At 33.2% G+C, this 26,241-nt stretch carries 17 protein-coding genes and 1 pseudogene; 8 read left to right on the top strand and 10 right to left on the bottom strand.

All coding sequences use genetic code 11. The annotated features are described in order from the left end of the window. Positions 1–37 precede the first annotated feature (37 nt). Both LNQ81_RS10945 and LNQ81_RS10940 read right to left on the bottom strand, forming a co-directional pair. On the bottom strand, positions 38–2,491 hold the full coding sequence (locus LNQ81_RS10945; RefSeq protein ID WP_229946676.1) for a hypothetical protein: 2,454 nt from the start codon (positions 2,489–2,491) through the stop codon (positions 38–40). A 120-nt stretch (positions 2,492–2,611) separates the two neighbouring features. Continuing rightward, complete coding sequence (locus LNQ81_RS10940; RefSeq protein WP_229946675.1) at positions 2,612–8,287, bottom strand: hypothetical protein; 5,676 nt, start codon at positions 8,285–8,287, stop codon at positions 2,612–2,614. Between the two features lie 356 nt (positions 8,288–8,643). On the opposite strand from LNQ81_RS10940, the gene LNQ81_RS10935 reads away from it, so the two are divergent. Then, positions 8,644–9,171, top strand: a complete 528-nt coding sequence (locus LNQ81_RS10935; RefSeq protein WP_229946674.1) for an NADPH-dependent FMN reductase — start codon at positions 8,644–8,646, stop codon at positions 9,169–9,171. Between the two features lie 44 nt (positions 9,172–9,215). On the opposite strand, the gene LNQ81_RS10930 is transcribed toward LNQ81_RS10935, so the two are convergent. Next, positions 9,216–9,572, bottom strand: a complete 357-nt coding sequence (locus tag LNQ81_RS10930; RefSeq protein ID WP_229946672.1) for a hypothetical protein — start codon at positions 9,570–9,572, stop codon at positions 9,216–9,218. A 284-nt stretch (positions 9,573–9,856) separates the two neighbouring features. Here LNQ81_RS10930 and LNQ81_RS10925 point away from each other — a divergent pair, with 284 nt between their 5' ends. Next, the gene (locus tag LNQ81_RS10925; RefSeq protein ID WP_229946670.1) at positions 9,857–10,978 is read left to right on the top strand and encodes an FUSC family protein; all 1,122 of its coding nucleotides are present in this window, start codon (positions 9,857–9,859) and stop codon (positions 10,976–10,978) included. A gap of 48 nt (positions 10,979–11,026) precedes the next feature. On the opposite strand, the gene LNQ81_RS10920 is transcribed toward LNQ81_RS10925, so the two are convergent. The 3 genes from LNQ81_RS10920 to LNQ81_RS18215 all read right to left on the bottom strand — a co-directional run bounded on the left by LNQ81_RS10920 (position 11,027) and on the right by LNQ81_RS18215 (position 14,864). Continuing rightward, a complete protein-coding gene (locus tag LNQ81_RS10920) occupies positions 11,027–12,547 on the bottom strand; it encodes a WG repeat-containing protein (RefSeq protein WP_229946668.1) in 1,521 nt (506 codons plus the stop codon). Positions 12,548–12,956: 409 nt separating this feature from the next. Beyond that, positions 12,957–14,633 (bottom strand): gamma-glutamyltransferase, encoded by a 1,677-nt coding sequence (gene ggt / locus LNQ81_RS10915; protein WP_229946666.1) that lies wholly within the window; start codon positions 14,631–14,633, stop codon positions 12,957–12,959. A 102-nt stretch (positions 14,634–14,735) separates the two neighbouring features. Next, positions 14,736–14,864: an HPP family protein gene (locus tag LNQ81_RS18215; protein ID WP_336245917.1), complete on the bottom strand. Its 129-nt coding sequence runs from the start codon at positions 14,862–14,864 to the stop codon at positions 14,736–14,738. Between the two features lie 605 nt (positions 14,865–15,469). Between LNQ81_RS18215 and LNQ81_RS10910 the strand changes: the two genes are divergently transcribed. Together LNQ81_RS10910 and LNQ81_RS10905 are read left to right on the top strand one after the other, a co-directional pair. Further along, on the top strand, positions 15,470–15,964 hold the full coding sequence (locus LNQ81_RS10910; protein ID WP_229946664.1) for a hypothetical protein: 495 nt from the start codon (positions 15,470–15,472) through the stop codon (positions 15,962–15,964). Then, complete coding sequence (locus tag LNQ81_RS10905) at positions 15,951–16,199, top strand: hypothetical protein (protein WP_229946663.1); 249 nt, start codon at positions 15,951–15,953, stop codon at positions 16,197–16,199. Before LNQ81_RS10910 ends, LNQ81_RS10905 begins: the two co-directional genes overlap by 14 nt. A gap of 80 nt (positions 16,200–16,279) precedes the next feature. Here LNQ81_RS10905 and LNQ81_RS10900 read toward each other — a convergent pair whose 3' ends face one another. After that, a complete protein-coding gene (locus LNQ81_RS10900; RefSeq protein WP_229946661.1) occupies positions 16,280–17,008 on the bottom strand; it encodes a ZIP family metal transporter in 729 nt (242 codons plus the stop codon). 4 nt (positions 17,009–17,012) lie between these two features. Then, positions 17,013–17,744, bottom strand: a complete 732-nt coding sequence (locus LNQ81_RS10895) for a class I SAM-dependent methyltransferase (RefSeq protein ID WP_229946658.1) — start codon at positions 17,742–17,744, stop codon at positions 17,013–17,015. 227 nt (positions 17,745–17,971) lie between these two features. On the opposite strand from LNQ81_RS10895, the gene LNQ81_RS10890 reads away from it, so the two are divergent. Both LNQ81_RS10890 and LNQ81_RS10885 read left to right on the top strand, forming a co-directional pair. Further along, the gene (locus LNQ81_RS10890) at positions 17,972–19,120 is read left to right on the top strand and encodes a THUMP domain-containing class I SAM-dependent RNA methyltransferase (RefSeq protein WP_418887961.1); all 1,149 of its coding nucleotides are present in this window, start codon (positions 17,972–17,974) and stop codon (positions 19,118–19,120) included. Between the two features lie 2 nt (positions 19,121–19,122). Beyond that, on the top strand, positions 19,123–19,356 hold the full coding sequence (locus tag LNQ81_RS10885; RefSeq protein ID WP_229946655.1) for a hypothetical protein: 234 nt from the start codon (positions 19,123–19,125) through the stop codon (positions 19,354–19,356). Between the two features lie 219 nt (positions 19,357–19,575). On the opposite strand, the gene LNQ81_RS10880 is transcribed toward LNQ81_RS10885, so the two are convergent. After that, a complete protein-coding gene (locus LNQ81_RS10880; protein WP_229946652.1) occupies positions 19,576–20,121 on the bottom strand; it encodes a GNAT family N-acetyltransferase in 546 nt (181 codons plus the stop codon). 165 nt (positions 20,122–20,286) lie between these two features. Here LNQ81_RS10880 and LNQ81_RS10875 point away from each other — a divergent pair, with 165 nt between their 5' ends. Then, a complete protein-coding gene (locus LNQ81_RS10875; RefSeq protein ID WP_229946650.1) occupies positions 20,287–21,657 on the top strand; it encodes a Gfo/Idh/MocA family protein in 1,371 nt (456 codons plus the stop codon). A gap of 364 nt (positions 21,658–22,021) precedes the next feature. Here the strand turns inward: LNQ81_RS10875 and LNQ81_RS10870 are convergent. Next, positions 22,022–24,226: pseudogene (locus LNQ81_RS10870) on the bottom strand (S9 family peptidase). Between the two features lie 415 nt (positions 24,227–24,641). On the opposite strand from LNQ81_RS10870, the gene LNQ81_RS10860 reads away from it, so the two are divergent. Then, on the top strand, positions 24,642–26,051 hold the full coding sequence (locus LNQ81_RS10860) for a glycosyltransferase (protein WP_229946645.1): 1,410 nt from the start codon (positions 24,642–24,644) through the stop codon (positions 26,049–26,051). Positions 26,052–26,241 lie beyond the last annotated feature (190 nt).

Genomic DNA, 26,241 nt, shown 5'->3' with positions numbered 1-26,241 from the left:
AATAAGCTAGAGCTAATGCTCTAGCCTAAAAGTTCAATTATTTATTTTTTAATATAAATTCAATAGCCCATTTCAAAGTATTAGCATATAATAAACTATTTTGAACTTGATAAGTTCCCCCCTTACCATAATTCAAATAACTCTTACTTAGCAACGTTCCGCTAGCATCAAACTTAACAGGGAAAATAACATTTGAATTATTAGTTGTGTTTCCAGCAAAAATACCTCCATCACCTAAGAAAATAAATCCTAAAGTCTTATGTCTAAATATCCAAACTAAACTTGAGTCTTCAGTACTCACTGCTATTGGAACATAATCAGATGGTAAATTTTTAAAATATGATATGCGCGCATTATAATCATTTCCTAAGTACCCATTAAACATTGACCCAAACTCAGAACTAACAATAGGATCAGTATTTGGTCCCACAACTTTATTAACTAATGTATATTGAGAATTTGTTCCAGCTGAACCTATGTAAGCTGGTAGATAAGAACTTCCAGCAAGATCTGCAATAAGCTGATTTGTAGATCCAATAGTAGAAGTACTAGGATTATCTCTTAAATTTAATTCATCAGCCATAATCACTACAATCTTTTTCCTTTTGATGAAATCTTCTAGAACTACACGTTCATCATAACCATAAGTGGTAGGATATCCAATCAATACAATATCAACGTTATTCGCTTCTAAATATGAACGTAAATTTGAAGGAAATCTTGCTATATAATTATTTGTCAAAACCTTAATACTATTAACCTTAACAATCCCATTCGGACCAAATAATCTTGAATTATTTAAAATAGCATTAGTTCCATATCCATCACCTCTTCCAGTAGGAGCATAAGCTTGTGTTCCTAGAGCAAGAATTGTTATGTCAGGTCCTACAAAACTAATAGGTACAGTACATGTTTGTATTACTTTGCCATCTTTTGCTATAACTGTAATCTCAAAATTAAAAATTCCCGCCTCTAAAGGAGTTCCTCTACCAGGTAGAATAACTTCTGTAGTTCCCTTTTCGCGATCTGCATCAGTAAAGACACCACTTTGTTCAAATGATACACCATTGAGTTCGTTTGTTTTAATTGTATAATTGTCAGCAAATCCCACGTCGACACTAACATTTAATCCATCTTGTCCAGCTACTAAAGCTCTATTGACTCTAATCATTCTTAGTGGAGATACATAATTACAATTAACAGTATACACTTTAGAACGTTCTGTTACAGTAATTATAGGGAAATTATTACAAAAAGTAACAGAACCAGGTGTTATACCAGTTAATGTAATCCCTGTTGTATTTAATGGTACTTTAACACTATTGGCATATAATGTTATCAATTGCACTTCTCCTGCTTTACTTAAGAAAGTACCTGGTGCGCTAAATTTCACTATCGCGGTAGAACCTGAACCTGTAAAAGATCCAGTCATTTCAATATCAATTAAACCTGGGTTAACAACTTTAACTGGTACAGTAATAGAATTTCCTCTATTAAGTGTTGATCCTTCTTGAAACACTCCTCTTGGCACAAATTTTTCAGCAACTTGGTCACAAGCAAGTTCAAAAGCTGCTGCTAAAACAGTAATATCGACAGTCACATTAGGAGTTTTATTATTTGCAGAGTTAGTAACAAAACTAAATTTATTTATTCCTACATCTCTTGGACTACCTTGAGCATAAACATAAATTTTAATATTCTTACCTACCTGATCTTGATCAAACTCACCAGATCCACTTAAACTAATCCCATTTTCTGTTTTATCACCTTGAATTCTCCAGAAACCAGCTGTATTAACTTTTACTTCAAGTTCTATCTTGTTTATTTCTGCATTTAAAGCAATCCCTTTATAGGCTTTCCAGCTAATAGGAGTTGCATTTAATACTTCAAAATCAATTGCTGAAGACTTTACTTTTATTTTAAAATCTGTACATGTAGTATTCTTTTTCCCATTCATAGAAAAAGAAACAACGTCTCCTGGATTAATATTATCTGCCATTGGAGTTCCAAATCCCTCTAAAGCAATAGTATATACTCCAGTTGTTTCAAACACTCCCGATTTACTAAATGAATAACCATTCTCTGTAATAGCACTAATAGAAAAAGAACCTGTATGAGTAACATTAACAGATACATACAAAATATCAGTATCTTTTAGACTTCTTCCTTGAGTTAATTCAGTTTGTCCAGTTGCATTTAAAGAAATCTTACTACAATTTAACTCCATAGTAGCTGGTGGCAATGCCCCACATATACTAAGCCATTTGTTAGATAAGCTACTCCAGTAATTGATACAATCATCATCTGTGTTGTAAATCGCCAAACCGTTACCTCTTACTTTATCTGTAATTTTAAGAGTTAAACTATTTCTTTGCTCTGTAGTCATTCTAGGCAATAGAAAACCTTTTGTAGTACTTTCTAATTCCAAAATAGAAAACGACACTGCTGTAGGAGTACTTGCTCCCACAGAACCGTCTTTTATCTTTGTCATATCATTTTGAGAAAACAATAATGTCACATTCAATAAAAATGCAATCATTATTAATACAACCGAATGAAATGACTTTATATATAGATTTTTACTTCTCATCAATACAAAATTTAATAATTACTACTTAACTAACAATACTTCCAATGCCTGTAAACGCTTAGCCATTTCAGACATTTCCGATTCTAACTTCTCTATACGAGTCTCTTTCGCGTTTAACTCTTTTTGTTGATCAATTACGTGTAAGAATAATTCCTCCGTTTTTTCTAACAACTGTATTGATAATTCTGAAACATTAAAAGAATAACCAGTATCTGTTTTTCTTAATTCATTAATAGGAGTGATTCCTGGTAAATGCCTATTAGTTCTAATAAAATTATCAACTGAATTTAAATCATTAAACTTATAATCATATTTTAAAGAAGAATATCCGTTAAAATAACTTTCAAATACATAATCTGCATAGTAGCTATTAGTTGCTGTGATACTACCATTAACTCTCAAACGCTCTTTTATATCATTAGCCTTCTCAGATTTTTCAGAATAACCAATTCCAACCCACCCCATTGTATAAATATCCTCATCATTTTTAGTTGCTTGTTTATTAAAAGTTTGAGTTGCAGATTTAGCAACAAACCAAGGCTCTTGTATTAAATCATCTAAAGGTATTTTTACAATCGCTTTATCTTTCAATTCTTGTTGCTCTTGAGATATTAACTCATTAGTATATACTAATTCTCTATTTACTTTTGATAATTCTAAAGTTGTCGTTGTCTCTGATTGTTGAAACATCTTAGAGATTAATATAGGATTTAAAGCACGCTTTTCATCACTATAAACTAAAGCTGGTGTCCCTTTATTAGTTCCATCAGATCCATAATTTGGATCAAGATATAAAGACGTTAGTGTTTCAATACTTCCTCCTGCATTTCCATTTTCGTCTTTACCACCAAACAAATCACTTCCTTTAATATCTATTTCCTCACCTGCTTCATTTGTATAAACAAATTTATTAGTTATATAAGTATCCTCAGGAACTTCATTAGGTCGTTCTATTTCTGTATGAACTTTCTTACTCTCAAATGTATTAGGATCTATTTCTTCATATACAAATATCTTCAATGGAACCATAGTCACTTTAGTCAATGTCTCAGCAAACTTCACATCACTAGAACTAGTTTTTCCATCATTAAAAGTAAAACCTGCTTTAACCGCATTTACATTATTGGCAGCCGCGGTAAGCTCTAATTTAGCAATAGCTCCATTAGCCTTGATAAGATCTGTAATATTAAAGTCTTCTTTTGTTTCAATATTAGTAATAATAATATTGTCATTTGTATCTTTAGAAATAGAAGCATTTCCACCAGTTTGCTTAATCAAATTCTCTAAAATAGTCTTATTATTTTCAACTATTTTACTAAAATCATCACTTACATCCTGAGAAACACTGATATAGCGTTTTGCTTTATTTTCATTCTCATATTCATAGAATATCATTCCTACAGCAGGCTTAGTTTCAATAGCAACCTCTACCCCAGCTGCATTAGTTTTTTTAATATCAGTTTTAGTTTCCTTCTCACCAATAAGTGTTGTTAAATTAACTGTCTCTACTTTATCTCCATCTTTATATCCAATAATTATATCTCCTGTAGGACCTTTTGTTATAGTTACACTTCCTGTTGCTCCAGATATGAAGTTATTTAACTCTGTTATTACTTTTGTGTCTTTTATAATCTCATTAAAACTTTCAATAACATCTGATGTTACGGTAATCTGTGATGTTGCATTTTGACCAGTTTCATCTTTATAATTATAGGCTATAAAGTTTGTACCTGGGTCTGTTCCTGTTTGTTTTGCTTTTGCTATAGTAGTTAGAGTCTCTGCAAACTTAACTTCTGCATCTCCTGCTTTACCTGATGAGAACTTAAATCCTCCAAGTACTTTACCAACATTTTCATCCACTGGTGTTACTTGCAATGATGCTAAATACGCATTGTCTTTTATTATTTCTTCAATGGTAATTTCCTTTTGCTCATAAGTATCTCCATTTTTTACTGTATAATAAAACTTGTTGTTTTTGTAAACCACATTACCCTCCACATTTTCTGTTAGGTATTTATTAAACACAGTTTTAAACTCATTATTATTTATTACCTTATCAAAGTTATTTGCAACATCCTCTACTACATTGATAGTAATCTCTGCAGATTTCTCTGACTTATATTTATACTCCCCTGTGTTTACTATTGCTTCACCAACTTTTTTAGTTGTTGCATTAATAGGTGTATCTGTTTCAGAGAATTTTACCAAATCAGATATATCAATAACTTCTTTAGTTATTTTTCCTGCTTCATTCTTTACATAATAAAACTTACCTCCTTCATAGGTAACATTACCTTCTGCATTTTCTTTTAAATACTTATTGATAATATCTTGGACTGTTTTTGTATTGATTATTTTATCAAAATTATTTGTAATATCATCTACTACTGTAATTTGTACATCTACCTTGTCCTCGTTTTTATATGTATAAACTCCGGTGCGTTTTCCTCCTGGTGTTTCCTCTCCAATAGTTATTGTTGTTTTAGTTTCCTTCTCACCAATAAGTGTTGTTAAATTAACTGTCTCTACTTTATCTCCATCTTTATATCCAATAATTATATCTCCTGTAGGACCTTTTGTTATAGTTACACTTCCTGTTGCTCCAGATATGAAGTTATTTAACTCTGTTATTACTTTTGTGTCTTTTATAATCTCATTAAAACTTTCAATAACATCTGATGTTACGGTAATCTGTGATGTTGCATTTTGACCAGTTTCATCTTTATAATTATAGGCTATAAAGTTTGTACCTGGGTCTGTTCCTGTTTGTTTTGCTTTTGCTATAGTAGTTAGAGTCTCTGCAAACTTAACTTCTGCATCTCCTGCTTTACCTGATGAGAACTTAAATCCTCCAAGTACTTTACCAACATTTTCATCCACTGGTGTTACTTGCAATGATGCTAAATACGCATTGTCTTTTATTATTTCTTCAATGGTAATTTCCTTTTGCTCATAAGTATCTCCATTTTTTACTGTATAATAAAACTTGTTGTTTTTGTAAACCACATTACCCTCCACATTTTCTGTTAGGTATTTATTAAACACAGTTTTAAACTCGTTGTTATTTATTACCTTATCAAAGTTATTTGCAACATCCTCTACTACATTGATAGTAATCTCTGCTGATTTCTCTGACTTATACTTATACTCCCCTGTGTTTACTATTGCTTCACCTACTTTTTTAGTTGTTGCATTTATAGGTGTATCTGTTTCAGAGAATTTTACCAAATCAGATATATCAATAACTTCTTTAGTTATTTTTCCTGCTTCATTCTTTACATAATAAAACTTACCTCCTTCATAGGTAACATTACCCTCTGCATTTTCTTTTAAATACTTATTGATAATATCTTGGACTGTTTTTGTATTGATTATTTTATCAAAATTATTTGTAATATCATCTACTACTGTAATTTGTACATCTACCTTGTCCTCGTTTTTATATGTATAAACTCCAGTGCGTTTTCCTCCTGGTGTTTCCTCGCCAACAGTTATTGTTGTTTTAGTTTCCTTCTCGCCAATAAGTGTTGTTAAATTAACTGTCTCTACTTTATCCCCATCTTTATATCCGATAATTATATCTCCTGTAGGACCTTTTGTTATAGTTACACTTCCTGTTGCTCCAGATATGAAGTTATTTAACTCTGTTATTACTTTTGTGTCTTTTATAATCTCATTAAAACTTTCAATAACATCTGATGTTACGGTAATCTGTGATGTTGCATTTTGACCTGTTTCATCTTTATAATTATAGGCTATAAAGTTTGTCCCTGGGTCTGTTCCTGTTTGTTTTGCTTTTGCTATAGTAGTTAGAGTCTCTGCAAACTTAACTTCTGCATCTCCTGCTTTACCTGATGAGAACTTAAATCCTCCAAGTACTTTACCAACATTTTCATCAACTGGTGTTACTTGTAATGATGCTAAATACGCATTGTCTTTTATTATTTCTTCAATGGTAATTTCCTTTTGCTCATAAGTATCTCCATTTTTTACTGTATAATAAAACTTGTTGTTTTTGTAAACCACATTACCCTCCACATTTTCTGTTAGGTATTTATTAAACACAGTTTTAAACTCGTTGTTATTTATTACCTTATCAAAGTTATTTGCAACATCCTCTACTACATTGATAGTAATCTCTGCTGATTTCTCTGACTTATACTTATACTCCCCTGTGTTTACTATTGCTTCACCTACTTTTTTAGTTGTTGCATTTATAGGTGTATCTGTTTCAGAGAATTTTACCAAATCAGATATATCAATAACTTCTTTAGTTATTTTTCCTGCTTCATTCTTTACATAATAAAACTTACCTCCTTCATAGGTAACATTACCCTCTGCATTTTCTTTTAAATACTTATTGATAATATCTTGGACTGTTTTTGTATTGATTATTTTATCAAAATTATTTGTAATATCATCTACTACTGTAATTTGTACATCTACCTTGTCCTCGTTTTTATATGTATAAACTCCAGTGCGTTTTCCTCCTGGTGTTTCCTCGCCAACAGTTATTGTTGTTTTAGTTTCCTTCTCGCCAATAAGTGTTGTTAAATTAACTGTCTCTACTTTATCCCCATCTTTATATCCGATAATTACATCTCCTGTAGGACCTTTTGTTATAGTTACACTTCCTGTTGCTCCAGATATGAAGTTATTTAACTCTGTTATTACTTTTGTGTCTTTTATAATCTCATTAAAACTTTCAATAACATCTGATGTTACGGTAATCTGTGATGTTGCATTTTGACCTGTTTCATCTTTATAATTATAGGCTATAAAGTTGGTCCCTGGGTCTGTTCCTGTTTGTTTTGCTTTTGCTATAGTAGTTAGAGTCTCTGCAAACTTAACTTCTGCATCTCCTGCTTTACCTGATGAGAACTTAAATCCTCCAAGTACTTTACCAACATTTTCATCCACTGGTGTTACTTGTAATGATGCCAAATACGCATTGTCTTTTATTATTTCTTCAATGGTAATTTCCTTTTGCTCATAAGTATCTCCATTTTTTACTGTATAATAAAACTTGTTGTTTTTGTAAACCACATTACCCTCCACATTTTCTGTTAGGTATTTATTAAACACAGTTTTAAACTCGTTGTTATTTATTACCTTATCAAAGTTATTTGCAACATCCTCTACTACATTGATAGTAATCTCTGCAGATTTCTCTGACTTATATTTATACTCCCCTGTGTTTACTATTGCTTCACCAACTTTTTTAGTTGTTGCATTAATAGGTGTATCTGTTTCTAAAGATTTAATTAAATCTCCTAAAGTAATTGTCTTTTCTTCTTTTGTAGTCTTATCAATCCAAGTAAAAATAAAATCTTTACCATCATTAGTAGTTATACTAACATCCCCGTCTTTAGCTGTCTCTTTAATATACTTAATTAATGTACTATTTGATACTAATGCATTCCATTTGTCAGCGGCCCAAAAATAAAAACCTGCCTCAATTTTAGACAAACCTTTTCCTGTGTTATAAACCAATAAACTTTCTGGATAAATTCCACCCTTAACAGTATTAACATCTGTCTCATTAACTAATTCCACGCGAGGTATAAGCACCCCTTTGTCTTTTGAGGAAATTTCTAACTCTGTTGTTCCATGAGGTAGTGTAGTTCCTATACCAGTTTGAGCATATGCTCCTATTGTACCTAAAAGCACAACTAAAGGGATAATTTTCTTTTTCATAGTAATTATATTTTATAGCAAATTTAACTTAAATAAAATAACAATAAACACCAATATAACAACAAACAATACAATAACAATGTTTATTAAGTTATTTTAAAAAAAATAATTCATAAAAATCACAAAAAGATTAAACAATACAGTACACTCTCTTTGAAAGCTTTAAATATTCTATACCTATTACTTCTTTTATACCTTTAAATAATAAAAAAATAAAATTTTTAAAATATAAATATTACAACTGAGTTAAGTTTGTCCAGAAAATATCTAAACTATTTAAATCTTATCCTAGATTAAGTACACAAAGACATTAGTCCTTATACCTTTGTTTCATCAAAACATTAATGATTAAAACAATGAATATATTAGCTTTTGCTGCTACAAACAGTAGCACTTCAATAAATTTAGAATTAGTAAAAAGTGTAACTGCTCAATTTGAAGAGCACAATATCAACATATTAGACATTAACGATTACGAAATGCCTATATATTCTCAGGACAGAAACAATCAAGGCGTACCAAAGCAAGCTTTAGATTTTAACGAAGCAATAAAGAATGCTGATGCTATAATAATAGGTTTAGCAGAACACAATGGAACCTTTAGTACAGCATTTAAGAATATATTTGATTGGGGATCTAGAGTAGAGAAAAACTTCTTCCAAAATAAACCAATGATGTTGCTTTCTACTTCTCCTGGTCCAAGAGGAGGGCAATCTGTTATGCAGAGTGCTTCTTCTATATTTCCGTATTTCGGAGGAAATATAAAAACACAATTCTCTTTACCTAGTTTTCAAGATAACTTTAGTAATGGAACAATTAAAAAGTCTGATCTAGCTGCTCAATTGAGTGAGAAAATTTATAATTTTAAGCAGCAACTTTCTTAAGTATTTAAAATAATATCCCTACAAGTTTTTGTAGGGATATTATTTTAAATACTCATATTGTTATATATAGAAGATAACATCTTTATTATTTCCTTTAAATCTTCTCCTATAAAATTTAATTCAATACACTCGTTATTTCTTAACCACAATTTTAAAAGTGATTTTTGACTGTCTATGTCTGTGATAGAATAAGAAATAACATGCTTAACAGGTACTACTCTATATTCAACAGCACCTCCTGACCTAGTAAAGCTAAACATAAACTGACTATAGGTAAAAGTCATCTCTCCATTTGTTCCCTTGTATCCTACTTTAAATTTAATCCAACTAGAAAATTTACTAAATGTCATTTTAATAACACTAGTCTCAGCTCTCTTCAATCCATCAATTACGTACTTCATTTCTCCCATATTTACTTTTTATTTTAAAGATATACAATTATACTTACATTCTTTGATTCTTAAAAAAAATGATTAAGTAATACTGTATATAATATTTAATGCTCATAATTGACAAATCGAATTCAACTCCCTATCTTTTACTTCTTTCAGCCGAATTTATTACCTTTGTCTTGTTCAAATGCTTATCAATACTAAAAAAACAACTTATCTCTTATATCTACACGATAAGTAATAGCATTTCCACAGCAATTATCTCAATTGAGAAGTCTTTTAGAATCAACGAAATGAAGAATAACTTTTTTGTAAACTTGTTACAACAAGAGAGCAAAACACTTTTTAAATTAAAACACAGTGAGCGATTATGGCATATCCCTTTAATGGCAATGCTAGCCACAGGAGTACCTTTATTAACAGGATGGTATTTCGATAACTTACAAGCAGGGTTACTAGCCTGTTTAGCAGGATTAGTTATCCTGTATCTACCCTCTAATATACCTATACCACAGCGAATGATTACTATGTTAGTATGCTCATTTGGGTTTATGTTATCATTTGCTGTTGGCATATCCTTTAGTTTTAACTTTATAGTCTCTGCTATAGCCTTCGGTGTATTTGTCACCGCAGTGCATTGGATCAATCTATATTTTAATACACGCCCTCCTGGTAGCTTCTTTTTTATTATGATAGCTTCAATGTCTAGTAATATGCCTTTTAACTTAGCTACCATCCCTAGCCGTTTAGGATATATAGTCATAGGGACTATGTTTGCTTGTACTCTAGCTCTAATATATAGTGTAATAGTAGGTAAGAAATACAACAGCAAATCAACGATACGTCTAGTACGTCCTGTCCCAATCAAAGACCAATTTGATTACCTTATCAAATCTGTTATTGTAGGTACCTTCATGTGTATTTCTTTATTGGTAGGTCATCTATTGAAATTTGACAACCCTTATTGGATTCCTATTTCCTGTGCTGCCATTATGCAAGGTATCTCTTTATATCACGTCTGGCAACGTGCACTACAGCGCATTGCTGGCACATTTGTCGGACTAGGACTTTGTTGGGCACTTATCTCAGCCTCTACAGCACCATTATATTTATGTATTTGTATAATGGTACTTCAGTTTATTATAGAAATGTTTATATCGCGCAACTATGCTGTAGCTGTTATCTTTATTACAGCGCTTACCGTGCTCCTTGCAGAGGCTGGTAATCCTATCATCAGCACCCCTAATATCTTAATACTAGCTCGCTTTATTGATATCGTGATTGGCAGTATTATAGGAGGTGTCGGTGGATGGTTCTTACACCATGAGTATCTAAGAAAACAAACACGCGATAGTTTACGTACCACAAGATTACAATTACTCAAGAAAAAAAGACATAAAGTAGTACAACAATAAACCTTAAAATAAAAGCCTATATGAGTCTAATCTATATAGGCTTTTTCGTTATAATAATTTAAATTTAAACTCTAAAATATCTTTTCCAGGATGGAACTCCTCTCCACTCACTAAGTTTATATAAAAACAATTATATACATTCTTTACTTCATCCTTCTCTCTTTCTAACTCAACTTTAGCTAAGTACTCTGCCCCTCCTTTTACATCGGTAAATACAGGTTCATACACAACAGTCCTAGTAGTAATATCTAATATCCCATACAAGCCATCTTCTTCTAACTGGAATACACAAAACTTAATATTATCCATCAAATGCAAAGAATAAAAAACAGGCGATAACAACCACTCCCGAAGATCTAAATTCCACACTCCTACTCTACTTACTTGATCCTTTTTAATAGATACAAAATAAAGAGGTTCTTTTATACTACTTATCGTTCTAATCTTCTCTAATAAGAATCCCTGAGGAATATCTTTCTGATCTATTAGTAGTTCTTTTGCAGGCCAAAGTACCTCATTATAATAAGAGGTAATAGAATAATCGCTTGGTTTATCTAGACAATCTTTAAGTACACCATGTTTCGTTAAAATATAGAATTCATGTACTCTACTCTCTACTATAACAGGTGATACTTCTACGATAAAAAAATGTTTAGAGACAACGGGATAAATATTCAATACATTCTTCCAAATATCCTGTATACTGCGTTCGTTTTTAACATCAATTACTTTGAGATGAACAGGAACATACATATCAAACTCATAGTTGACATAATACCTTCCATTTCCTACCGTATCTCTACAAATCGTCGGTTTAGCCATTAAGTGAGACTTAGCCGTCTGCATGCACACCTTATATTCCTTCCCTTTATACGTAATTAGAAAAATAGGTTGAGGAATTACTTCATAGGATTTAACTCGTTTGCCTTTCAGATTATACACACTCACCTCCTCCTCATTCACTTTTCTCACCCAGCGTAGCCCATTGTCATAAGTACTAACTACTTTTTTGACTATCCGTTTTAATCTATCTTTTTTTGCGAAATATAGATCATCTCCTACCTGAATTAACTTACTACCGATCTGTTTTATCTTAATAGATGTGCCACTTCCATAAAGATTATCTTTAGTAATCGTCTTTGTATCTAATACCTGTCTTGTATCTAATGCTAATACGGTTATTCTCTCTCTCATAACATCTGTTCCCCACAATGGTTTAAAGGAAGAACTAGTGCTCAGAATTTTAAAGTTAGGTAGGAACTTCCATTGCCAAAAACGACTATGAACAGTATACGACTGCGCAATATTAGCTACCGTAAAACACCCAACCTCATACAACTCTATTCGATCATATCGACACTTCAACACCTCTTTATTCTCTAGGTCTATCACACCGTACATCCCTTGTTTATCACGTACTACCGCATAACCAGACTTAGTGAATAATCCTCCACTAGCATACTGCTGAATAATGACAACTTGTTTATCTTGATTACAATATCCATACATCCCCTTTTCATCAACAAAAGGATATATAGCAACGGTCTTATTAATTAATGTGGTGTTCATAAGCCAGAAGTTTTAAAAAGTCTTCTAAATATAATGAATTTTTAATTTGTAATCTCTTACATATCAGAGTTTTTTACTTTAAACCCAGAATCCGAATATCCCCAATTCAACACACAACGAATCTCCCCTAGATATGTCTTCCTAAGAAACTCTGCAAAAGCAGAATATGTAGGAAGGATCTCATTATCTGGAGATAGCTTGTAAGGAGTGCATAGAATTACGAGTGAGATTCTTCCTTACGTCAGAAGGACATAGCGAGACGCACAAACTTCATTACCAATCAACATCTCGTTTAACATCTACAATCAAAAAAAACAGACCTCATAAAAAAAGACCATCTAATCAAAGACAGCCTTTATATTACTATGACTAAAAGCCATAAATTTCTATTTTTTAATTCCTTATTAAATCAATATCCTACAGCGACATCATCTCCACGAGTATCTGCTCCTGCCTGGTAAGTACCATTTTTATTTACTAAGATTCCTTCTACCCGTCCATAAGGCTTGCGCTCTTTTAGGATATATCCTTTATCAGTAAGCGCTTTGCGCACACCAGCTGTAATTGCTGTTGGTTCATAATCGATATGATCAGGAAGCCATTGATGGTGAAAACGAGGTGCTGATACCGCCTCTTGCATGTTCATCCCAAACTCAGTAACATTTAATATCGTTTGGAATACCGAAGTAATAATTGTCGATCCGCCTGGTGTACCTACTACCATGTACAACTTTCCATTTTTCTCTAAAATTGTTGGAGACATTGAACTTAACATTCTCTTTTCTGGTTCTATTGCATTAGCTTTTCCTCCTACTAGTCCGTACATATTAGGTGTACCAGGTTTCACAGAGAAATCATCCATCTCATTATTCAATAGGAATCCCGCACCTCCTACAATAGTCTTAGAACCATACGAATCGTTTAATGTAGTCGTCGCAGACACAGCATTTCCCCATTTATCCACGACACAATAGTGCGTTGTTTCTTCACTCTCATATCCCCCTAACGTACCAGCCTTAATATCAGCACTCTTTGTTGCCTTGTCAAAAGACATAGATGCCATACGCTCCACATTATAATCTTTATTTACCAGTTGCTTTACTGGAACTTTATAAAAGTCAGGATCTCCTAAGTGTTCCGCTCTATCTGCATATACTCTACGCTCAGCCTCTACCATTACTTGCACTGTTTTCTCAGACTGGAATCCCCACTGTGACAACGGATATTTTTCTATAGATTGGAACAACGAGATTAACGCTATCCCTCCACTACTTGGTGGTGGCATAGAGATAACCTTCATTCCCTTATATTCTCCTGTGATTGGCGTTCTCCACTTCGCTTCATAACGTTTCAAATCCTCCAGTGTCATCATCCCATTCCCTCTCTTCATTTCCTCTACGATTAACTGTGCAGTCTTCCCTTCATAGAATCCCTTTCTTCCTTCTTTCTGAACGCGTTTAAGTGTCTCAGCCAAATCTTTTTGAACAAACAAATCTCCTTTATTCCATTGTGATTTATCTGTGATAGATGTCTTTTGGGTACTAAATTTCACAAAATTATCGTGTTGCTTAGTGAACTCTCCTGCTTGTTTTTCAGTAATATAAAACCCTTTCTCAGCTAGATCAATAGCAGGTTGTACCAACTCCTCCCATTTTAACGTACCATACTTAGCATGTGCTTTTACCATTCCATCGATCGTACCAGGTACTCCTGATGCTAACCCACCTTTCATACTCAACTCCGTAATCGCTTCTCCATCTCCACCCCAGTACATATTCTCTCTCGCCTGCATAGGCGCTTTTTCTCTATAATCTAGTGCATCTACCTTTCCATCGTGGCTGCGATATACGATAAATCCACCACCACCTATATTACCCGCATTAGGATACACCACCGCCAGAGCCAACTCTACTGCCACAGCAGCATCAATAGCATTTCCTCCTTTTTTAAGAATATCTACTCCTACTCTACTTGCTTCTGGATGTCCGGATACGATTACTCCATTTTTATACACCTGTGGGTTCTGTGCTACTACTTGTAATATACTTCCACATAGTACAAAGGCTGATAATATAACTTTCTTCATGTTTTGTTGTTTTTGTAACTGCAAGATAAATATTTTGAGTTTATTATCAAGAACCTACTTTAAATAGTTCTATAGTATTAGAAACAATCATCACTTCATCCATTACCACCAATACTTCGGGTACTTTCTTTTCTTGCTTATGTTATTAAACAGCAAGGCTATAACAGTGATAATAACCGCTCCTGTTAATACAGGGTTAATTATAAAAGAGCAACTAGCGCCTCCTAATATAATAACTACTTGATTTTAGCTATCAGAATATAAATACTACACATTTCTTACACACAAAATCCAACATCTGACATTTTGGGCAAATTTTTTATACAAAAACACTTCCCTACACGACTGCATAGGAGACAAGAAGTGGACTAGTAGAGGTCTAGAAGGAAACCTCATATAAAATTCAAAGATTCTACTCTATCATCTCTAACGCATTTACAGGCTTCAACTACTATCTTCTTTTGTTTATGGCAAAAAACGTTTTTTGTTCATCACTATTCAACTAATCATAGTACACCCTATGGTACAAGTACTTTACAATAAGTATTTTTCCATTAGAATTTTAGCGCATAACTAACCAAAAAAAACATTCTATCACACAGAAAAAAAACAAGGTTAGCCAAGTTAAAAAAAGAGAATGTTAGATCAAAAAAAATGTACTGTTAGAGTAGGACGAGACATATTTCGGTTCGGATGAGTCCATGATGAGTCCATGATGAGTCCATAGTGACACCATCAAATAAGTCATTTTAATGGACTTATTATAGATGCACGGTGCTGTCAATATACAATCAAGTGGAAGAAGAGTCAATCAATTAACCTTAAATAGTAGAAAAATGGCAATTATCAATTCGAAAGGACAATCAAAAGGAAATCTAGGTCCAACAACGACTTGTGTAGTAAATGGGGTAAACATTGTACAAGCTAGAAATCGAAAACCTAAACAAACGAAAGAAACAAAAAAAGCCGCATCTGATTTTGGCTATGCTTCTAAACTGTGTAAAGTTCTACGAACATCAGTTGTTCAAATTATCAGTAAAAATCATGATAATAAACTATACATTCGCTTTACTACAGCTGATACAAATCTACTAAAATTAAATCCAGCTATTCCGAAAGGACAAAGGACTTTAATGAATACAGACATGACAGGTCTAATAGGTTTTGACTTTAACATTAACAATCCATTTGCTCACTATTGTCGGTTGCCAATAGAAGTAAAAAGGATTAGTGACAATCAACTTGCTGTAAATACCCCGGCTTTTGCATCTAAAGATTTCTTTACTTTCATAGAGAACACACAAAGTGAAAGTCGGATTGACATTAATTAGTCAACCACTAATAGAATACACTCGTATGGTTAGTAAACACTATTCCTTTACAGCATCATTAGATAAAATATATGAAGCTCAAGAATGGATTACAGAAATCCCTTCAAATGATAACTTTAATATGATTATCGCTACACTTACTTTTACTAAGGACTATACTGGTCATAATGAAATAAGCATTAACAACAAAGATTTTAACCCAAGTACTATCCTCTATATCGACAATAATCTATAGAATGATTAGTCCACTCCCCTTTACTTCATAAAAAAAGACGATTCGAGAGAATCGTCTTTTTTGTTATATCTACTATCTTATTATATAAAATACGCTGCTACTACACCTAGTATAATAGCGATTAGCTTATTGATATTAAATGAATGCCCTTCATTACTCTCAAAGATAATCGTCGATGAGATGTGAAATAAAATACCAACTACGATAGCTGATATCTCAGCATAATACTTACTTAAGAAAGCTACATTACCAGATATTAATGTTCCGATCGGTGTCATTAATGAAAAGATAATCATAAACATAAATACGACTTTCTTATTCATATTTGCATTAATAAAGAAAGCGGTAAGAATCACAGCTATTGGCAAATGATGTATTCCTATTCCCCATGCCAATTCCTCATGCTGACTTACAGGCATTCCTTCAAATAATGCATGGATGCACAAGCTTATAAATAATAGCCAAGGCACCTTATCTAATTTGTCATGAGTATGTACATGTCCGTGCTCAGCCCCCTTAGAGAAAAACTCTAATACAATCTGGAATACTATCCCTATCATAATAAAGAATCCAATATTACCAGAACTATGGTCATGTCCATGATCATGGGTATGACCTACATGTTCAGTTATAGCAGCTGCTTCACTAGCTGCATATACATCAGGTAATAAATGGGTAACCGTCAATGCAAGTAGAAATGAACCACTAAATGCCATTAATAGTTTAAGGTTTTTCTTGTTTTTAGGTTCTAATATCACTGCTATTAGATATCCTATGATAACGGCTAGTAACGGAATAATATAAACCATAGGCTTATTTGAATATCATAATTAATCGATCTGATTCTTGTCTGTAAAACTTTCTCAACTTATAATCACCAAAGACATCTAATAAATAAATTTCTTTTTCGTTCATCATTGCTTCGAAATCTTCTAATCTCAAGGCTTTTACTTTCTCCATATACTCGTGGTGCTCACCATCTGCATCGAAGATAATTTCTTTGATGATAAAACCGTCTTCATATTTACGTGTAATATTAAACTCTATACCATCTACTGTCTTTACTTCAGAAGGTACTAGATTTGCTATTACTTTATCTACGTTCATAAAATCAATTACTGCCAATCCAAACTCATTAACACTTTTATGAATAGCATCTAAGGTACGCATATTATCAGCTGGGTCAGGGAAGTAACCAAAGCTAGTAAACAAATTAAAAATGGCATCATACTTCTCTTCAGAAGGTTCGCGCATATCCCTAACTTCAAAATGTAGCGTATCAGTAGCATACTGACTTGCTTCGGCTATACTATTAGGTGACAAGTCTACTCCTGTCACATCATAACCTAATGAATTTAAATATATAGAATGTCTCCCTTTTCCACAAGCTAAATCTAATATTTTAGCTCCTTCATCTAAATTTAAATATTGAGTTAAATTATCAATTAACACTTGTGCTTCACTGTAATCTCTATCTTTGTATAAAGTATGATAATAAGTGGTGTCGAACCACGACTTATACCAGGCTTTGTTCTCTGTTGACATATATTTATTTTAAAACTTCTTTATTAGCCTGCAAATTTACTTTATTTTTGCGGATTAAACATGGCATATATCACAGACATATCAGGATTTTAAATTCGGTATAAATAGTCTTGTTGTAATAGAGAAAAAATTGTATCTTAAACGGTATTATGTCACATATAATGTTTTGGTTTATAGTTGAATAGTCAATTATTCCTTATATAATAATAAAGATGGAAAATTTTAAAATGGTTGCGAAGACATTCTTCGGTTTTGAAGAAGTATTAGCAAAAGAATTGCAGTTATTAGGTGCGTCAAGTGTACAAGAAGGTACTAGAATGGTGAGTTTTAAAGGAGATAAAGGTTTTATGTATAAAGCTAATCTAGCCTTGCGCACTGCTTTAAAAATACTTAAACCTATTAAAACTTTTGCAGTCTATAATGAAGGTAATTTATATAAGGGAGTTCAGAGTATTGACTGGAGTGAATATATCAATGCTAATCAATCATTCGTTATAGATGCTACTGTGTTCTCAGATAACTTTAATAACTCACAATTTGTATCTTTAAAAGCAAAGGATGCTATCGTGGATCAATTTAGAAGTAAGACTGGTGTACGTCCTAGTATTGATAAAGATTACCCAGATTTGAGAATCAATATCCACTTACAACAAGATTTATGTACAGTATCTATTGATTCTTCTGGAGCTTCTCTTCACCACCGTGGATATAGAACGGCTACTAATATAGCGCCTATTAATGAGGTGTTAGCTGCTGGGATGTTATTAATGTCAGGATGGGATGGTCGTACAGACTTTATTGATCCGATGTGTGGATCGGGTACTATTCTGATAGAGGCTGCTATGATAGCTTGTAATATTCCTGCGAATATCAACAGAAAAGAGTTTGCCTTCGAGAGATGGAATGATTGGGATGCAGAACTATTCGATACTATCCAAGAATCACTTTTAAAGAAAGTAAGAGAATTTCACTATACTATCAAAGGATTTGACAAGGCGCCTTCTGCAGTAGCAAAAGCTATTGACAATGCTAGAAATGCGAACTTAGATGAATATATCAGAATAGAAGATGGCAACTTCTTCGATTCTCAAAAACAGACTGAAGGGCCACTACATATGGTATTTAACCCTCCTTATGGAGAGCGTATAGATATTAACCTAGAGCGTTTCTATAGAGAGATCGGTGATACATTAAAACAGTCTTATCCAGGTACAGAAGCTTGGTTTATAACTGGTAACGTAGAGGCATTAAAATTCGTTGGGCTTAGACCTTCAAGAAAGATCAAACTATTTAATGGTAAACTAGAAGCTAGATTTGTCAAATACGAATTATACGCAGGTAGTAAAAAAGGTAAATACATGAACCAAAACGATTAATCATGAGTATAAATACAAAAACAATATTATTACAGTTTGCTAGTTTTGCCATACTATTTATATTATGTCGTTTAGCATTTACAACGTTCACAGCATTAAGTGGCTTTTGGCTACCAGCAGCAAGTGCTGTAGCTGCTACTATTCTTGCTCCCCAATTTAAAGTCTTCAAAACAGATAAGGGAGATAAGATTTGCGTACGTTGGATATTCTTAAAAGGTGTAAAGATTTTGAACTAAAAACAAAGCTTTAAGAGGGGAAAGACAACTTAATTCTCTTAGAAAACAGGTAAATAGGCAACTATCTATAAAAAATAAAAGAACGTATTAAAAAGACTATTTTTAACTTTTATTGTAGAAATAAATAACCTACATTTGTCTCATATCCCTTTAAAATTACAAATATTAAAAAGCCAATCGAGCATTGAAAAAATGACGATTGGCTTTTTACTTTTATAATTATTTGTTAGTAATAACGGCTAATAACTCTCCATCTATATAACGTCCTTTCTCTAAGAAATAATCTCTAAGTACGCCTTCTGTTGTCATTCCATTTTTAAGCAGTACGCGACGTGAGACATGATGATCAGGATTAATAAATGCTTCTATACGATGTAATTCGAGTTGGTTAAATCCATACTCAAGCATTAGTTGTACTGCTTCACTTGCAATCCCCTTTCCCCAACGTTCTGGTGTTACCTCATAGCCTATCTCTGCTCTATTATTCTCCATAGACATACTGTGAAATCCACATGTACCGATTAACTCATCACTTCCTTTAAGTGTAATAGCCCAACGTAGCCCTTGACCTTCCTTTACTCTATTATTCCAAATATGGATAAGATCTATCGCTTGATCCACAGAAGTAAACGTTGCCAAATCATAGAACAAGGTTACCTCATCTTTAGAAAAATAAGCAAATATATTCTCCGCATCACTTAAATGTAGTTCGCGTAATACAAGGCGGTCACTCTCTATAATGGGCATTTGTTTTACTATCTTCATATTATTCCTTTTTCACAAATTATAGCAATTTACTCTTTTCTATCAAACCTTATTGATACAAAAACCAATAACAACTATACAGAAAGAGAAATAAGTCACCTTTTTATTTTTAAATCCCCTCTCAATCTTCTATTTTTGAGTTCTAACCTAATAACTATAACTATTATGAACAGAAGAAGTTTTCTTCAAAATACCAGTATGGCAGGTATAGGAGCACTTATCCTTCCCTCTTCCCTTTTTAGCTTTTCGAATAACGCAAAAAAAGTGCGTATTGGTATGATTGCAGTAGGATTAAGAGGTCAAGTACACTTAGACGAATTACTTAAGCGCAACGATGTGGAGGTAATCGCAATGGCTGATCCAGATGATAGAATGATCAAAAGAGCACAAAAAATAGTAGATAAACACAACAAAAAACAACCTATCATATATGGAAACGGTGATTATGACTACCGTAACCTACTTAAACAAGAGGATATCGATGCTGTAATTATTTCTTCTCCATGGGAATGGCATGAAAGACAAGGGACAGAATCTATGCGTGCAGGGAAGATAGTGGGGATGGAAGTATGTGGCGCTATGACTCTAGAAGAATGTTGGAAATACGTAGATGTATATGAAGAAACGAAAGTACCACTGATGATGTTAGAGAATGTGTGTTACCGCAGAGATATTATGGCTGTCTTTAATATGGCTAAGAAAGGTAAGTTTGGGGAGTTAATCCACGGTACTGGTGGATACCAACATGATCTGCGTAATGTCCTCTTTAATGATGGTGTACAACCTTATGGCGGTGGCGTAGAGTTTGGTGAGAAAGGATTTAGTGAAGCAAAGTGGAGAACAGACCATTATGTGAATAGGAATGGGGAATTATACCCTACACATGGTGTAGGTCCGTTAGCGGCAATGTTCAATGTCAACAGAGGTAATCGAATCACTCATCTTACTTCTATGGCTTCTAAAGCAAGAGGATTAAATAAATATATCATAGAAAATAGTAGCCAAGATCACCCTAATGCTAAAGTTACTTTTAAACAAGGGGATATCGTGACGACTACACTTAAATGTGAAAATGGTGAAACGATGGTTCTAACGCATGACACTTCTCTTCAGCGCCCATACAACTTAGGTTTTAAGGTACAGGGAACTGAGGGAATTTGGCAAGAAATAAGTTCTGGTGGTTTTGACAAAGGATTTATTTACTTCGAAAAAGAGATGAATCACTCACACCAATGGGTTAACTCAAAAGAATACTTAGAACAATATGATCATCCGCTATGGAAAAATAATGCGGATAAAGCTGTAGGTGCTGGTCATGGCGGAATGGATTACTTTATGATTAATGCCTTTGTCGAAAGTATCAAAAGGAATATAGAGTTCCCATTTGACATTTATGATTTGGCGACTTGGTATGCGATTACACCATTAAGTGAGAAGTCAATAGCTGAGCATGGTCAAGTACAGGAAATGCCAGACTTTACTAAAGGTAAATATGTGGATAGAAAAACTGTTTTTGGTTCTAATAGTGAGTATTAGAAGTGAGTCTATCGCTACGCAGTTATTCTTTTACTTTTTTGTCTTAACACAAAAAAGTAACAAAAAAAGTCAAGGCTGTAATTCCTAAGCGGTCAATCATGCTTATACATTAAGGCCAAGAGGGCTTCGCAAGGTTAATTACTTTTAATAAAGTATTTCATTTTATCACTTTGTATAGTAATAATGTGAAACATAGTTTATATTACGTTCTACCCGTCCCACTATGATTGTGTGCTGACAGGGCATGATATGAATTGTAAATATTTGCACGAAGTCGGAAGAGTTTCTCTTGAACACATATAGTCAGTGAAATTAATAATAAACAAACAGTCCCATAATAATACTTATTATGGGACTGTTTTATTTATTTTAAATGCTCTGAGACGAATCCCATCATACATTTATAGAATGCGATACTGTTCTCTTCTTTTGAGAAGCCGTGCCCCTCGTCATACTTGACCATATAAGGAACTTCAAATCCTCTTGCACGTAGTGCTTCTACGATTTGGTCTGATTCTGCTATCTTTACTCTAGGGTCATTAGCTCCTTGAACGACAAATAGTGGTTTGTTTATTTTGTCTAATTGATACACTGGAGATACTTCTCTTGCGATTTCTCTTTCGTCTTCCTTATCTAAATCATACCATATCTCTTTCACCATGTCTTTATATGGTTTCCAATATTCTGGGAATGATTCAAAGAAAGTAAATATACTTGATACACCAACATAGTCAATCCCACAAGTATAAAGCGCTGGTGTCTTCACTAGCCCCATAAGCGTAGCATATCCCCCATGACTTGCTCCATATATTGCAATCTTAGATGCGTCTACCCATCCATGTTCGATTACATAGTGCACTCCATCTTCTACATCATCCATTACCTTGCGGCCGATTTGCTTAAACCCTGATTTAAAGAACTCTTTACCATATCCTCCTGAGATACGAAAGTTGACTTGTAAGGTAGCGTATCCTCTACTAGCGAATAACTGGGTCTCTGGGTTAAAGCCCCAACTGTCTCTAATACCTTGCGGTCCTCCGTGTGGATTAACAATAAGGGGCACTTTATGTCCTTGTTTAGCTGATTTAGGTAATGTGATATACCCGTGTAATTTTATACCATCACGACTCATAAAACTAATTGATAACATCTCTGCCATATCCTCTTCTTTAAGTTGAGGCATTAAATCATAAAGTAGTGTTACTTCGCCTGAATCCTTATCGTAATTATAATATCTACCATAAAGTTTATCACTCTGTACTATCACTAAATAACGGTCTTCGTTCTCTGTCTTAGCAGCAATAGAATATTCATACCCTTCAAAATGGTGTTCTAAGTCTGTACTTATCTTCTTAAACGTTTCGCTTACTGGCTCTATAATCACTTTATCTCCCTCATAACCAAGGTAATCAATTTCCCAATTTCTGTTACGAGATAACCCTATAATAGAAGCATCATATTCAGCATTAGCATATACTTCCTTAACGACAGACTTCGATTTAAAATCATATAATACAATACGTTGCTTATCTGAATCTAAATTCGTCAATACATACGCTTCGTCTTTATTCTTAGAAGCATAGTTAAATGCCATTAATGAAAAAGTATCCGACCAGTTAATCGTGTGGAATAATTCATACTCACTTCCTCCTTCTACTTTATAGAAATACTGTGTCTGTACGCCATTATACATTTTAGAATATCCTCTAAGATTACCATCTTTATCAAAGTCATAATCAGATACAGGGTTAGATGGATCATCATTAGTGAATAACTTGGTGTATTCACCTGTATGGATATTTATTTTATACGGCTCGAAGATTTGGGTATTCTCTAAGTTCATCGAGATAATAATATAGTCTTTCTGCTCTTTTAGCATATTCAATATACCTGCCTGAACCTTATCAAATGGAGTTAAATCTATATTATTCGTTCCGTCTACATTAACAGCATAAATATGATAGTTCTCGTCTCCTCCATTATCCATCATATAGGCTAATCGATCATCATTTATCCACCCATATCCGCGTACTAATTCTTCTCCCTCTTCTATAACGCGAATAACACTACCTGAAGCAATTTCTTTTACATAAACGTGTCGTTTATTCTTCTTGTCTTTCTCACGGTAAGATAGATACTTCCCATTCGGTGATAACTGAAAACTAGATGATGTAGGACGCTGAAAATAGTCTTCTACACTGTACTAATAGGTTCCCTGTTCTTTATTAGCCAAAGCTATTAGTTCTTCTTCTGTAGAGACAAGAGAAGGGTTACCTGGAAGGGGAATAATCGTTTTTTCAAAAACAACTGGTATTTCCTGTTCCATCTGCTTAATCACTCCCTCTATTTTATCTTTTACGAGAACTCCTGAAAAGTTCATAGCCATAGCTGTTATAGAGAATGTAACAGCTGCATCATTGATTACAACACTACTTGCTTCAAGTGCCATTGCCCCTTGACTAGGCAAATCTATTGTTACTTCTTTATGTTCGTTAATATGTAATACTAGATCTAGTGTCATTGCTCCTAAATCAAGTGTTGCTTTATAATCTCCTATTAATTCTTTCATACTTCATTGTTAAAGTTATGCCTGTTCACTTATTTGTATACAAAAATAGCCTTTTTACTGTATCTCATAAAGAATTATAGTATCACTTTATCTCTATTAATATTCTCATTACATCATACATCACTGTAGAATACAAGACAAAAAGTAACGATAAAAGACAAAACAGAGTATTCCGTCCTCACTTAATTCCCCAACTATCTACACAATGGGTCACATACAATGTTAAAAAAGCCTATATAAGCCGTATAAAGGGGATGGCACAACTATTGAAACAATATTTATAGACTATTTGATGATTTAGCCTGCTATTAGAATTTATTTACGAACAACCTAAATGAATTCTACGCAAGATAAACGAAAGCAGATTAAAGAAACAAAACCACAAATAGTATAACAATTATTAAAAGATAAGGTTATGCAAACGAACAAAACAGCCAATTCACAAGACGCCATAAACGATAGTAAAAAAAGACTTAATCTCCTAAATGGCAAATCACTTTCTATCACAGATTATATTGTCTTAGGAAGTACATTTCTACTGATGGGGATAGGTTTATATTTTATCTATAGGTTACAACCATACTTTGAAAAAATACACTTCGAAAGACTTAAAACTTTCTGGGGAGCTAGTATTATAAACTTTGGGCTAATTCTATTTGTACTGCAGATAAGTTTCTTATTATATATCGTGTATTTATATTTTAGATATAAACCAGTAGCTTCTGTTAGTGATGAAGAATTGCCTACCTGTACAGTGATTGTACCTGCTTATAACGAAGGAAGGTTAGTATATGATACTTTAGTAAGTTTAGTGAACAGTGATTACCCAGCTGAAAAAATCGAGATTATCTCTCTAGATGACGGTAGTAAAGATGATACATGGAACTGGATGATTAAGGCTAAAGCTGAACTAGGAAATCGAGTAACTATCTTACAACAAGAACGAAATCAAGGAAAAAGACATGCATTATACAGAGGGTTTAATATCGGTAAAGGAGAAGTATTCGTTACTGTAGATAGTGACTCTATCGTTAAGAAAGACACACTTAGAAACTTAGTAAGCCCTTTCGTAAACAATGAGAAATGTGGTGCTGTAGGAGGAAATGTTAGAGTATTAAACACTGCAGATGGTATTATACCTAAGATGCTTAATGTAAGTTTTGTCTTCAGTTTTGAATTTATTCGTTCTGCACAGAGTGCTTTAGGTTCTGTATTATGTACGCCAGGTGCTTTAGCTGGATATAGAAGAGAGGCTGTAATGAACTGTTTAGAAGAATGGATTAACCAAACATTTATGGGGCAACCTTCTGACATCGGTGAAGATAGAGCAATGACCAATATGATCTTAAAGCAAGGGTATGATGTATTGTTCCAGCGAAATGCTTATGTCTTAACTAATACACCTGAGACTTATAAAACACTGTACAAAATGTACATCCGTTGGGAGAGAAGTAATGTAAGAGAGAATATTGCGATGAGTAGATTTGCTTTTACTAACTTTAGAGAAGGTTCGAAAATAGGACCAAGAATATTATTACTTAACCAATGGTTAAATGTATTAATGGCTTATCCTATAACAATACTAATGCTTTATTTCGTAATTACTCAGCCGCTTATGTTTATAAGTTCTGCTTTAGTGAGTATCTTTATTTTCTCAAGTATTCAAGTATTCTTCTATTCTAAAAGATATAATTTATTAGAATCATTCTGGGCATATCCTTATAGTATCTTTTATACATTCACGCTATTCTGGATTACTCCTTATGCAATCATTACAGCAAATAAAAGAGGTTGGCTAACACGTACCCTACCTATTGAAAAATAAAAAGTAAAGTAGATTTATATATTTGATTGAGTAAAAAAGACAGCATGCACTTCGCTGTCTTTTTTCGTTTCTATAAATTACCTAAATATTAAAGAAAATTACATTAAACCCAGAATCAGCGATAGACAGATAAACGAAAAGCAATTATACAAGATAGGTCTGAATTAGTGATTTCAGCATACTATAGTAT

Origin of the sequence: Myroides oncorhynchi (genome assembly GCF_020905415.1) — a bacterium.
Classification (GTDB): domain Bacteria; phylum Bacteroidota; class Bacteroidia; order Flavobacteriales; family Flavobacteriaceae; genus Flavobacterium; species Flavobacterium oncorhynchi_A.
Note: the sequence above shows the minus strand (reverse complement) of the source record. Positions and strands in the feature narration are given on the sequence as shown.

What these genes read in the sequence shown, in the direction of transcription:
- LNQ81_RS10910 (WP_229946664.1), top strand. Translation starts at nt 15,470, where the DNA reads ATGGCAATTATCAATTCGAAAGGACAATCAAAAGGAAATCTAGGTCCA.
- LNQ81_RS10940 (WP_229946675.1), bottom strand. Translation starts at nt 8,287, where the DNA reads ATGAAAAAGAAAATTATCCCTTTAGTTGTGCTTTTAGGTACAATAGGA.
- LNQ81_RS10900 (WP_229946661.1), bottom strand. Translation starts at nt 17,008, where the DNA reads ATGGTTTATATTATTCCGTTACTAGCCGTTATCATAGGATATCTAATA.
- LNQ81_RS10890 (WP_418887961.1), top strand. Translation starts at nt 17,972, where the DNA reads ATGGTTGCGAAGACATTCTTCGGTTTTGAAGAAGTATTAGCAAAAGAA.
- ggt (WP_229946666.1), bottom strand. Translation starts at nt 14,633, where the DNA reads ATGAAGAAAGTTATATTATCAGCCTTTGTACTATGTGGAAGTATATTA.
- LNQ81_RS10895 (WP_229946658.1), bottom strand. Translation starts at nt 17,744, where the DNA reads ATGTCAACAGAGAACAAAGCCTGGTATAAGTCGTGGTTCGACACCACT.
- LNQ81_RS10880 (WP_229946652.1), bottom strand. Translation starts at nt 20,121, where the DNA reads ATGAAGATAGTAAAACAAATGCCCATTATAGAGAGTGACCGCCTTGTA.
- LNQ81_RS10935 (WP_229946674.1), top strand. Translation starts at nt 8,644, where the DNA reads ATGAATATATTAGCTTTTGCTGCTACAAACAGTAGCACTTCAATAAAT.
- LNQ81_RS10945 (WP_229946676.1), bottom strand. Translation starts at nt 2,491, where the DNA reads ATGACAAAGATAAAAGACGGTTCTGTGGGAGCAAGTACTCCTACAGCA.
- LNQ81_RS10860 (WP_229946645.1), top strand. Translation starts at nt 24,642, where the DNA reads ATGCAAACGAACAAAACAGCCAATTCACAAGACGCCATAAACGATAGT.
- LNQ81_RS10920 (WP_229946668.1), bottom strand. Translation starts at nt 12,547, where the DNA reads ATGAACACCACATTAATTAATAAGACCGTTGCTATATATCCTTTTGTT.
- LNQ81_RS10930 (WP_229946672.1), bottom strand. Translation starts at nt 9,572, where the DNA reads ATGAAGTACGTAATTGATGGATTGAAGAGAGCTGAGACTAGTGTTATT.
- LNQ81_RS10885 (WP_229946655.1), top strand. Translation starts at nt 19,123, where the DNA reads ATGAGTATAAATACAAAAACAATATTATTACAGTTTGCTAGTTTTGCC.
- LNQ81_RS10925 (WP_229946670.1), top strand. Translation starts at nt 9,857, where the DNA reads ATGAAGAATAACTTTTTTGTAAACTTGTTACAACAAGAGAGCAAAACA.
- LNQ81_RS10875 (WP_229946650.1), top strand. Translation starts at nt 20,287, where the DNA reads ATGAACAGAAGAAGTTTTCTTCAAAATACCAGTATGGCAGGTATAGGA.